Annotated in this window: 10 protein-coding genes; 5 read left to right on the forward strand and 5 right to left on the reverse strand. The window is 60.5% G+C overall.

What is annotated here, in order from left to right:
• Positions 1–137 precede the first annotated feature (137 nt).
• Positions 138–1,811 (reverse strand): DEAD/DEAH box helicase, encoded by a 1,674-nt coding sequence (locus ACW9IR_RS26520; protein WP_008088238.1) that lies wholly within the window; start codon positions 1,809–1,811, stop codon positions 138–140.
• 422 nt (positions 1,812–2,233) lie between these two features.
• On the opposite strand from ACW9IR_RS26520, the gene ACW9IR_RS26525 reads away from it, so the two are divergent.
• Entirely contained in the window at positions 2,234–3,025 is a 792-nt protein-coding gene (locus tag ACW9IR_RS26525; protein WP_102900433.1) for a crotonase/enoyl-CoA hydratase family protein, read from the forward strand.
• Between the two features lie 106 nt (positions 3,026–3,131).
• On the opposite strand, the gene ACW9IR_RS26530 is transcribed toward ACW9IR_RS26525, so the two are convergent.
• Entirely contained in the window at positions 3,132–3,887 is a 756-nt protein-coding gene (locus tag ACW9IR_RS26530) for a spermidine synthase (RefSeq protein ID WP_095120471.1), read from the reverse strand.
• 150 nt (positions 3,888–4,037) lie between these two features.
• On the opposite strand from ACW9IR_RS26530, the gene ACW9IR_RS26535 reads away from it, so the two are divergent.
• Positions 4,038–5,384, forward strand: coding sequence for a class II 3-deoxy-7-phosphoheptulonate synthase (locus ACW9IR_RS26535; RefSeq protein ID WP_003226774.1), 1,347 nt, complete (start codon positions 4,038–4,040; stop codon positions 5,382–5,384).
• Between the two features lie 99 nt (positions 5,385–5,483).
• On the opposite strand, the gene ACW9IR_RS26540 is transcribed toward ACW9IR_RS26535, so the two are convergent.
• Both ACW9IR_RS26540 and ACW9IR_RS26545 read right to left on the reverse strand, forming a co-directional pair.
• Positions 5,484–6,710, reverse strand: coding sequence for a winged helix-turn-helix domain-containing protein (locus ACW9IR_RS26540; protein ID WP_102900389.1), 1,227 nt, complete (start codon positions 6,708–6,710; stop codon positions 5,484–5,486).
• A 64-nt stretch (positions 6,711–6,774) separates the two neighbouring features.
• The gene (locus tag ACW9IR_RS26545; RefSeq protein ID WP_016985493.1) at positions 6,775–6,996 is read right to left on the reverse strand and encodes a DUF1127 domain-containing protein; all 222 of its coding nucleotides are present in this window, start codon (positions 6,994–6,996) and stop codon (positions 6,775–6,777) included.
• 96 nt (positions 6,997–7,092) lie between these two features.
• Between ACW9IR_RS26545 and ACW9IR_RS26550 the strand changes: the two genes are divergently transcribed.
• Entirely contained in the window at positions 7,093–7,947 is an 855-nt protein-coding gene (locus ACW9IR_RS26550) for a LysR substrate-binding domain-containing protein (protein ID WP_026000633.1), read from the forward strand.
• On the opposite strand, the gene ACW9IR_RS26555 is transcribed toward ACW9IR_RS26550, so the two are convergent.
• Positions 7,937–8,686, reverse strand: coding sequence for a sulfite exporter TauE/SafE family protein (locus ACW9IR_RS26555; RefSeq protein ID WP_176470076.1), 750 nt, complete (start codon positions 8,684–8,686; stop codon positions 7,937–7,939). The two genes, ACW9IR_RS26550 and ACW9IR_RS26555, sit on opposite strands and share 11 nt — an antisense overlap.
• 109 nt (positions 8,687–8,795) lie before the next feature.
• Here ACW9IR_RS26555 and ACW9IR_RS26560 point away from each other — a divergent pair, with 109 nt between their 5' ends.
• On the forward strand, positions 8,796–9,752 hold the full coding sequence (locus ACW9IR_RS26560) for a LysR family transcriptional regulator (RefSeq protein WP_102900388.1): 957 nt from the start codon (positions 8,796–8,798) through the stop codon (positions 9,750–9,752).
• Positions 9,753–9,824: 72 nt separating this feature from the next.
• The gene (locus tag ACW9IR_RS26565) at positions 9,825–10,280 is read left to right on the forward strand and encodes a MarR family winged helix-turn-helix transcriptional regulator (RefSeq protein ID WP_457465601.1); all 456 of its coding nucleotides are present in this window, start codon (positions 9,825–9,827) and stop codon (positions 10,278–10,280) included.
• Positions 10,281–10,328: the final 48 nt, after the last annotated feature.

The raw sequence follows: 10,328 nt of genomic DNA on the forward strand, positions 1-10,328 counted from the left end.
GCAGCTCCTACATTTGGAATGCGTTCCCTCTGTAGGAGCTGCCGAAGGCTGCGATCTTTTGATCTTTCAGGCAGGCAAAAAAAATCCCCGAACCAGTCGGGGATTTTTTATGTGCGATCAATCAGCCCGGAGGCGGATCAATCTTCGCGATAGCGACGCAGTTTCAGCTGCTTACCGGCAACGCGAGTGTCCTTCAGTTTGGTCAGGAGTTTGTCCAGACCATCTTCCGGCAGCTCGACGAGGCTGAAGCTGTCACGCACCTGGATGCGACCGATCGCTTCACGGGCCAGACCGCCTTCGTTGAGGATGGCGCCCAGCAGGTTCTTCGCAGCGATACCGTCACGCGCACCCAGCGCGGTACGGCAACGAGCACGGCCTTCGCCCAGAGGCATTGGCGCGCGACGCTCGCGGTCACCACGATCAGGACGATCACCGGTGCGCTCAGGACGGTCGCCACGCGGTGCGTTGTTCGGCACCAGTGGACGTTCCTTCTCGATCGCCGCCAGGTTCAGCGCTTGACCGTTGGTGGCTTTGCGCAGCAGCGCAGCAGCCAGGGCACGCGGGGTGCAACCGATGTCTGCAGTCAGACGATCGAGCAGCTCACCGTGAGTCGACTCGGCATCAGCAACCAGCGGCGACAGGCTGTTGGTCAGTTTCTTGATGCGCGCATCGAGAACAGCTTGAGCGTCCGGCAGGCGAACTTCAGCGACTTTCTGACCGGTTACACGCTCGATCACTTGCAGCATGCGGCGCTCACGTGGAGTCACCAGCAGCAGTGCACGACCTTCGCGACCGGCACGGCCGGTACGGCCGATACGGTGAACGTAGGATTCCGGGTCGTACGGCATGTCAACGTTGAACACGTGAGTGATACGCGGAACGTCCAGACCACGAGCAGCAACGTCGGTCGCAACAACGATGTCCAGACGGCCATCTTTCAGCGAGTCGATGACGCGCTCACGCTGGTTCTGGGCGATGTCACCGTTCAGCGCAGCGGCTTTGTAGCCTTTGGCGTCGAGGGCACTGGCCAGATCCAGGGTCGCTTGCTTGGTGCGCACGAACATGATCAGAGCGTCGAAGTCTTCCACTTCCAGCAAGCTGAGAACGGCCGAAGTCTTCTGGTCAGCGTGAACCAACAGGTGAGCCTGTTCGATCGCGGTAACGGTCTGGGTCTTGGTCTGGATCTTCACGTGTTGCGGATCGCGCAGGTGGCGTTCGGCAATGGCGCGGATCGACTGCGGCAGGGTCGCCGAGAACAAAACGGTCTGACGGGTCGCTGGCAGAGCCTTGAAGATGACTTCCAGGTCATCCATGAAGCCCAGTTTCAACATTTCGTCAGCTTCGTCGAGAACCAGGTGGTTCACGGTCGACAGCACTTTTTCGTCACGACGCAGGTGGTCGCACAGACGGCCCGGAGTGGCGACAACGATCTGTGCGCCATTACGGATTGCTTTCAGTTGTGGGCCCATAGGCGCGCCGCCGTAAACGGCCACAACGGTAACGCCCGGCATTTGCTTGGCGTAGGTTTCGAAAGCGGTTGCTACTTGCAGCGCCAACTCACGAGTTGGCGCCAGGATCAGGGCTTGCGGTTCGCGCTTGGCAGGATCGATGCGGTGCAGGATAGGCAGTGCGAACGCGGCGGTTTTACCGGTACCGGTTTGCGCCTGGCCAATCATGTCCTGGCCGGCCATGATGATCGGGATCGATTGCTGCTGAATCGCCGAAGGCTCTTCGTAGCCGGTCGCTGCGACGGCTGCAAGAATATTCGGGTTAAGATTAAAAGCGGCGAATCCGCCGGTTTCCTGGGTCATGGGTCTGCCTCTAAGTGCATCCGCAAAGACCCATGCTCCAAAGCTGCGCATGCCGTGTTGAGACTCAAGAGTCGCCCTGGCAGCTTTGTCGGCGGGGATTTGCGAAAACGAATGAATGAAAAAAAGAATCGTCCGGGAAGAGCCCGCAATGCGGACGTGCAGCCGAAGCTGACTTCGGGAAATGCGCTACCTAAACGCGGCCCGGTTAAAGGCCGGCGCGCACTATACCGGATTTTGCCCAAAAAGGGAGCTTTTTTTATCGTCAAAATACCTGTGTCACCGCTGTGTAACGGGGTTTTGCGGATAATCGCGCCAAGGTCTATTTTTCAAAGGCCCGGCCCTGCGGGCGATGACGCTTAAACGATTCATCGATGTGCGGCATACCGCCGCTGCACCCGCCCTTCCCGCCTGAGGATTTCGCCATGAATCAGCCCTGCCCCGGCCGCGTCAGCCGTGAACGTCGTGGTCACGTCCATCTGATTGGCCTGGATCGAGCGGCCAAGCGCAATGCTTTCGACCTCGACCTGCTCAATGAACTCAGCCTGGCCTATGGCGAGTTCGAGGCCGACAGCGAAGCGCGGGTGGCGGTGGTGTTTGGTCACGGCGAGCACTTTACCGCTGGTCTGGATCTGGTCAGCGCCAGCGGCGCACTCGCTGAAGGCTGGCAGGTTCCGACCGGCGGATGCGACCCGTGGGGTGTTTTCGTCGGACCACGGGTGAGCAAACCGGTGATTGTCGCCGCGCAAGGTTATTGCCTGACCATTGGTATCGAGTTGATGCTGGCCGCCGACATTAACCTGTGCGCGAGCAATACCCGTTTCGCGCAAATGGAAGTTCAGCGTGGGATCTTTCCTTTTGGTGGCGCGACTTTACGTTTTCAGCAGATCGCCGGATGGGGCAATGCGATGCGCTGGTTGCTGACCGGCGATGAGTTCGATGCGCACGAGGCGTTGCACTTGGGGTTGGTGCAGGAAGTGATGGCCAGTGAGGATTTGCTGCCACGGGCGATTGAGTTGGCCGAGCGGATTGCCCGGCAGGCGCCATTGGGGGTGCAGGCGACGTTGATGTCGGCGCGGCAGGCTCGGTATGAGGGTGAGACCGCGGCGGCGCAGGCGTTGCCAGCACTGGTGAAAAAGTTGTTGGCCAGTGAGGATGCCAAGGAGGGGGTGCGGTCGCTGGTGGAGCGGCGTCCTGGCATTTTCAAAGGGATCTGAAATTTTCACAGGTTATCGACCCTCTTCGCGAGCAGGCTCGCTCCCACAGGGAAATGCATTCCAATGTGGGAGCGAGCCTGCTCGCGAAGGGGCCATCACAGATGTCTCAGGTGGCTGGGCGAATACTGTTGATCAACGACTGCAACGAATAGCCCAACCGCGGCGCCAGCGCTTCAGCCCGGGCAGTCAGCGCCTGCATGTCCAGCACCTGATCGAGGTCCGCCGGGACAATCAGAATCACATTGCCCTCCTTCACCGGCAGCTCCCAGTAATGCCGGTGATAGAGCCCACGCAACAATGCCGCACCCAACGGCTTGCCATCATCGGTGGCCCACTGGTTGATCACCAGCCAGCCACCCGGATTCAGACGTTTCTGGCAATCACCGAGAAAACTCCAGGCCAGATGCCCGACACCCGGCCCGACATCGGTGTACAGGTCGACAAAAATCAGATCAGCCGGCTCAGCAGTCGGCAGCAGTTCGAGGGCGTCGCCGACGCGAATGTACAGGCGTGGATCATCATCCAGCCCAAGGTATTCGATGGCCAGACGCGGCACATCCGGACGCAGCTCAATGGCTTCGACATCGTCCAGCGGCAGAAACTTGAGGCAGGCCTGAGTCAGCGTTCCAGCGCCGAGCCCGAGAAACAGCGCACTCTCCGGCTGCTCATGGCACAACGCGCCGATCAGCATCGCCCGGGTGTAATCGTATTCGAGCCAGCTCGGGTCGGCGGTGAACACGCAGCTTTGCTCGATCGCATCGCCGAACTCGAGAAAGCGGTAGTCAGCCACTTCCAGCACGCGAATCACGCCGAACTCATCCTGTACTTCGGCGAGCAGATGCTCGACGCGCTCCTCAGTCATTTCGTCTCCTGATGGTCACCGGGCGCGGTGACGCGATGGCACCGCTGTGGCGCCGTGGCAAAGCGGCGATTGTCGGTGATGGGGCAGCAGCAGGTCACGCACTAATTGCTGCTAACATGGCCTTCCGTGCGTAGACCCCTAGAGACCGTGATGAGCCAACCGTGGAGCCCTGACAGCTGGCGCGCCCTGCCGATCCAGCAACAACCGCAATACCCCGACGCCGCGCACCTGCGCCAGGTCGAGCAAACCCTGGCCAGTTACCCGCCACTGGTGTTTGCCGGTGAGGCGCGCGAACTGCGCCGGCAGTTTGCCGAAGTCACCCAGGGCCGGGCATTCCTGCTGCAGGGCGGCGATTGTGCGGAAAGCTTCGCCGAGTTCTCTGCGGCAAAAATTCGCGACACCTTTAAAGTGTTGCTGCAAATGGCGATCGTCATGACCTTCGCCGCCGGTTGCCCGGTGGTCAAGGTCGGGCGCATGGCCGGTCAGTTCGCCAAGCCGCGCTCGGCCAATGACGAGACCATCGACGGCGTGACGCTGCCGGCTTATCGCGGCGACATCGTCAACGGCATCGGTTTCGACGAGAAAAGCCGCGTGCCGGATCCAGAGCGTCTGCTGCAGTCCTATCACCAGTCCACCGCCACGCTGAATCTGCTGCGTGCGTTTGCTCAGGGCGGCTTTGCCGATCTGCATCAGGTGCACAAGTGGAATCTCGATTTCATCGCCAACTCGGCGCTGGCCGAGAAGTACAGCCACCTCGCCGACCGCATCGATGAAACCCTGGCATTCATGCGCGCCTGTGGCATGGACAGCTCGCCGCAACTGCGCGAAACCAGTTTCTTCACCGCCCACGAAGCGTTGCTGCTCAATTACGAAGAAGCCTTCGTGCGCCGCGACAGCCTGACCAACGATTACTACGATTGCTCGGCGCACATGCTGTGGATCGGCGACCGCACCCGTCAGCTCGACGGCGCGCACGTTGAATTCCTCCGTGGCGTGAACAACCCGATAGGCGTGAAGGTCGGCCCAAGCATGAACCCCGACGACCTGATCCGCCTGATCGATGTGCTCAACCCGGACAACGATCCGGGCCGCCTCAACCTTATCGCGCGGATGGGAGCTAACAAGGTCGGCGATCACCTGCCAGCGCTGATCCGCGCGGTGCAGCGTGAAGGCAAGCAAGTGCTGTGGAGCTCTGACCCGATGCACGGCAACACCATCAAGGCCAGCAGCGGCTACAAGACCCGCGACTTTGCGCAGATCCTTGGCGAGGTGAAGCAGTTCTTCCAGGTGCACGAGGCGGAAGGCAGCTATGCCGGCGGCATTCACATCGAGATGACCGGGCAGAATGTCACCGAGTGCATCGGTGGTGCGCGGCCGATTACAGAAGATGGCTTGTCAGATCGCTATCACACCCATTGCGATCCGCGGATGAATGCTGATCAGTCTCTGGAGTTGGCGTTTTTGATTGCTGAAACCCTCAAGCAGGTTCGCCGCTAGACCGCGTCGCCTGAAATCGCTAGCAGGCTAGCTCCCACAGGGGATTTGTGTCGTATACAAAACCCATGTGGGAGCGAGCCTGCTCGCGAAGAGGCCGGTTCAGTCGCCCCCAATCTGTGCCAATGCCACCCGCAACCGCGCCGCACTCTCACGCTGACAATTGAGCTGCACCCGATCAAGCCCCAACCAGTCCGCCATCTGCCGCAAATTAGCAGCCAGCGCCAACATCCCTCCTTCATCCAGTCCCGGCTCTTCCTCGTGCACCGCATGCACCGCCAACTGCCCCGACGCCCGCTCGGCACGCAGATCAACCCGCGCGGCAATCCGCTCGTTGTGCAAAAACGGCAACACGTAATAGCCGTAAACCCGTTTGTCCTGCGGCGTGTAAATCTCCAGCCGATAGCGAAAGTCGAACAAGCGCTCGGTGCGACTGCGCTCCCAGATCAAAGAATCGAAGGGCGACAACAGCGCACTGGCAACGACCTTGCGCGGGACTTTCGGCTCCGCCAGGCAATAGGCGATCTGCCGCCAGCCGGCGACCTCGCACAGCTGCAGTTGCCCGGCTTCGACCAGTTCCGCCAGACGTGGACGGGCATCCGCCGGGTTCAGCCGAAAGTAATCACGAAGGTCTTTTTCAGTACCGACACCCAAGGCCTGTGCCGCGTGCAACAGCAACCCACGCTGCGCCTCAGCCTCATCAGGCAATGCTTGCTGCAGAATTGAAGAGGGAATCACCCGCTCCGGCAAATCATACAAACGCTCAAAACCACGCCGCCCCGCTACCGTCACTTCACCCGCTGCGAACAACCATTCCAGCGCATGCTTTTCCGCGCTCCAGTCCCACCATGGCCCGGCCTTGTCTTCGCGGGTCGACAAGCTGCCAGCGCCCAACGCGCCCTGCTCTTCAACCGAACTCAACACCCGGCGAACAACGTCCTGCTGCTCGCGACCGAATCTGGCCAGTTGCTGATAGATATCCTCGCCGCGCCTGGCCCGCTGCATCCGCCAAGCCATCAACGGATACATAGACAACGGCAGCAGCGACGCTTCATGCCCCCAGTATTCAAACAGCGTACGACGTCGCCCCGAACTCCAGGCAGCCTGGTCGAGCAGATCGGAAGAGTAGGAACCAAGACGGGAAAACAGCGGCAGGTAGTGCGAGCGCACCACGGCATTGACGGAGTCGATTTGCAGCAGACCCAGCCGTTCGATCAGCCGGTTGACGTGAGCGGCTTTGACAGTCGGCGGCTGGCGCCCGTTGAAGCCTTGGGCTGCCAGCGCCAGTCGTCGCGCCTGTTTGAGGGAAAAGGCCAGAGTCGCGGGCATGAGCATCTCCTTGTCTGCTCGCAACCTACCTCACCGGAAGAGGGTTTGTGTAGCACTGGGTTCATCACTTATGCATCGGGTCATCCCAGAACGGCCGCACGGCTTCGTGTTCAACGTCGGCACGACTGACGCCGATGTCCTTCAACGCTTCGTCGCTCAGACTGGCGAGCAACTCGCGTTCACGGTGCAGTTCGTACCAGCGGCTAAACTTGTGCAGCAGGTCGGAAACGATATGGCCGTGGCCGGAAAATTTTGCTTCGTCTACATACTCTCTTTGACCTTTCATCGTGTTGCCTCCTTTGTGGATGGCTCAAGTCTCACGCCGGCGCTAAGATCAATCCAACGAATGTTTCTGATGGCATGCATCACGGAGATTCATCAATTGTCGGCCTACCCCAGTATCGATACCGATGTGTTGCGCACCTTTGTCGCGATTGCCGATCAGGGCGGCTTCACCCGCGCCGGCGAAATGGTCAACCGCACACAATCGGCGGTGAGCATGCAGATGAAGCGTCTGGAAGAAGACGTCTTGCAGCGACAGTTGTTCGAGCGTGACGGCCGTCAGGTGCGCCTCACCGCTGAAGGCCAGGTGTTGCTCGGTTACGCGCGGCGCATCCTCAAATTGCACAGTGAAGTGTTCAACACCTTGCGCGAGCCGCACATGGTCGGCACGGTGCGCATCGGCACGCCTGACGATTACGTGATGCGTTTTCTGCCGGGAATTCTGTCGCGGTTCGCGCAGTTCTATCCGTTGATCCAGATCGAAGTGCATTGCGAGTCGACCAAACAACTGCTGCAACGCACCGACCTGGACTTGTCGATTGTCACCCGCGAACCGGGCAACGAGATCGGCCAGTTGTTGCGCAAGGAGCGTTTCGTCTGGGCCGAGGCGCAGAACTTCAGCGCCCACGAACAGACGCCGCTGCCCTTGGCGATGTTCAACAGTGATTGTTTCTGCCGCTTGTGGGCGTGTAATGCGCTCGATGCGATGGGCCGCGATTACCGCATCGCTTACAACAGCACCAGCCTTTCGGCATTGATGGCGGTGGTCAGTGCCGGTCTGGCAATCACCGCGCAACTGGAAAGCCTGATCACCCCGGACATGCGCATTCTTGGCGCCGCCGAGGATCTGCCGCTGCTGCCCGAGGCCAGCATCATGCTGATCCGCAACCTGAACAATCCGTCGCCGATCACCGAGTGCCTGGCCGAGCACATCGTCGAAGGCTTCAAACTTTAAACGCGAGCATCACCGCACACAGCACCAGGAAACCGCAGAACAGCCCACGCAGGAGTTTTTCCGGCATGGCGTGGGCGACTTTCACCCCCCAACTGATGCTCGCTAGGCCGCCGATGGCCAGTGGCAGACCGATCATCCAGTCGACTTCGTGGTGTACCGCGTAAGTTACCAGAGTCACGCCGGTGCTTGGCAACGCCAGCGCCAGCGACAGACCTTGAGCAACGACTTGCGTGGTGCCGAAGAGGCTGGTCAGCACCGGCGTTGCCACCACCGCGCCGCCGACACCGAATAAACCGCCCATGGTCCCTGACGCCGCGCCGAGCACGCCAAGCCACGGCCAGGAATAGCGCATTTCAGACGTCGCAGCGGGTGGCTTGCCGAACATCTTCAGCAGGTTGTACGCCGAGAGCACCACCAGGAACGCGACAAATCCGATGCGCATGGTTTGCGCATCGATACCCACCGCCCAGATCGAACCTATCCACGCAAAGCAGAAGCCCATCACCGCCAAGGGCAACGCATGCCGCAGTTCGATGCGATTGCGCTGGTGATAACGCCACAGCGCCAGCATCACGTTCGGCACGACCATCACCAGTGCGGTGCCTTGGGCGATCTGTTGATCAAGGCCAAACCACACACCGAGCAACGGAATAGCAATCAAACCGCCGCCGATGCCGAAGATGCCGCCAAGTGTGCCAAGGGCGGCGCCGAACAGCAGGTACAACACAAACTCCATCACAGCAAATTCCTCTCACGTCAGGCGATTCATCCTACGCAGTCACGGCTGGCGGGGAAACGCACAGCAACGCACAATGGCTATGCCGATTTCGCACAAGCATTGAACCGATATGAATCCCAATCAATTGACCGACCAACTCGGGTTGTTTCTCGACGTGCTGGAGAGCGGCAGTTTTTCTGCCGCTTCGCGCCGCCATCCGCTGACACCTTCGGCCGTCGCTCGACGAATCGACAGCCTGGAAAACGCCGTTGGCAGCCAGTTGTTTGTCCGTAGCACCCATGCCGTGCGAGCAACGCCGGCAGGCCTGGCGTTTGCCGAACGCGCGCGGCGGATAGTCGCCGAATTGCAACTGGCCCGCGCCGAAGCTGTGTCCCTGAGCAGTGCGCCGGAAGGCTTGATCCGCATCGATGCCCCCGCCGCGTTCGGGCGCCGACATCTGGCGCCGGTGATTGCTGACTTTCTCGTCCTCTACCCGGGGCTCGATGTGCAACTGCATCTGATCGACAGTTTCGTCGACATGGGCGGCTCGAACCTGGGCAAAGTCGATCTGGTGCTGCGGGCCGGGCAGATGGCGGATACGCGACTGGTGGCCACACCGCTGGCGAGCATGGTGCGCATTGCCTGCGCCAGCGCCGATTATCTGCAGCGCCGAGGCATGCCAAACACGCCCGCGCAGTTGCATGAACATGATGGCCTGGACTGGGAAGGCCTCGCCCCACCCTTCGCCTGGCGCTTCGAACAGGACGGGCAGATGCAATTGCACCGTCCGGCGCGCATCCGCATGAGCGCCAACAATGCCGAGGCCCTGGTCTGCGGCGCCTTGGCTGGCTTGGGCATCGCGCACCTGCCGACATGGCTGGCCAGCGAATACCTGCTGCGCGGCGAATTGCTGCCGCTGTTCTGCGAAAACGGCCTGCCGAAACCGGAGTCCACCGGCATCTACGCGCTGCGCATGGAGCAACAAACCAACTCGCGCAGCCGCTTGTTGCTTGAATATCTCAAGACCCGCTTCAGTCCGGTGCCGCCATGGGATCTGGCGTTGCAGCGAGATCTGGGCAGGCATTAAACACGGAGAATTATCTGGCGCATTAAAGATTCGAGCGCTAGATTCATGCCCATCATCGAACAAGGCTTTGACATGACTTCCGAACGCGACACCTGCGACGACCTGCTCCTCGACAATCAGGCGTGCTTCGCCCTGCACTCCACTTCGCTGATGATGACCAAGGTCTACAAGCCGCTGCTGCAAGCCTTGAATCTGACCTACCCGCAGTACCTGGCGATGATGGTGCTGTGGGAGAAGGATGGTTTGACCGTCGGAGAAATCAGCTCGCGGTTGCTGACCGATCCCGGCTCGCTGACTCCGCTGCTCAAACGGCTGGAGGCTGAGGGCCTACTGAGTCGCACGCGCAGCCGTGAGGATGAGCGCGTGGTGATTGTCGAGCTGACCGAGCAAGGCCGCGTATTGAAAGAAAAAGCCCAGACCGTCCCGCAATGCATCCTCGGCGCCAGCGGCTTTTCTCTGGAACGCCTGCAACACCTGCAAGCAGAGTTGCAGGCGCTGCGTAGCCATCTACAAGAAAGCCTTATCTAAGGCCCACCAATCCCTTTAGGAGTGAGCCTGCTCGCGATAGCGGAGTGC

It is taken from the genome of Pseudomonas sp. SDT291_1_S447 (assembly GCF_054070155.1).

Bases quoted from the DNA above. Each gene is read 5' to 3' on its own strand.
- ACW9IR_RS26525 (WP_102900433.1), top strand. From the start codon at position 2,234: ATGAATCAGCCCTGCCCCGGCCGCGTCAGCCGTGAACGTCGTGGTCAC.
- ACW9IR_RS26535 (WP_003226774.1), top strand. From the start codon at position 4,038: ATGAGCCAACCGTGGAGCCCTGACAGCTGGCGCGCCCTGCCGATCCAG.
- ACW9IR_RS26530 (WP_095120471.1), bottom strand. From the start codon at position 3,887: ATGACTGAGGAGCGCGTCGAGCATCTGCTCGCCGAAGTACAGGATGAG.
- ACW9IR_RS26540 (WP_102900389.1), bottom strand. From the start codon at position 6,710: ATGCCCGCGACTCTGGCCTTTTCCCTCAAACAGGCGCGACGACTGGCG.
- ACW9IR_RS26560 (WP_102900388.1), top strand. From the start codon at position 8,796: ATGAATCCCAATCAATTGACCGACCAACTCGGGTTGTTTCTCGACGTG.
- ACW9IR_RS26520 (WP_008088238.1), bottom strand. From the start codon at position 1,811: ATGACCCAGGAAACCGGCGGATTCGCCGCTTTTAATCTTAACCCGAAT.
- ACW9IR_RS26565 (WP_457465601.1), top strand. From the start codon at position 9,825: ATGACTTCCGAACGCGACACCTGCGACGACCTGCTCCTCGACAATCAG.
- ACW9IR_RS26545 (WP_016985493.1), bottom strand. From the start codon at position 6,996: ATGAAAGGTCAAAGAGAGTATGTAGACGAAGCAAAATTTTCCGGCCAC.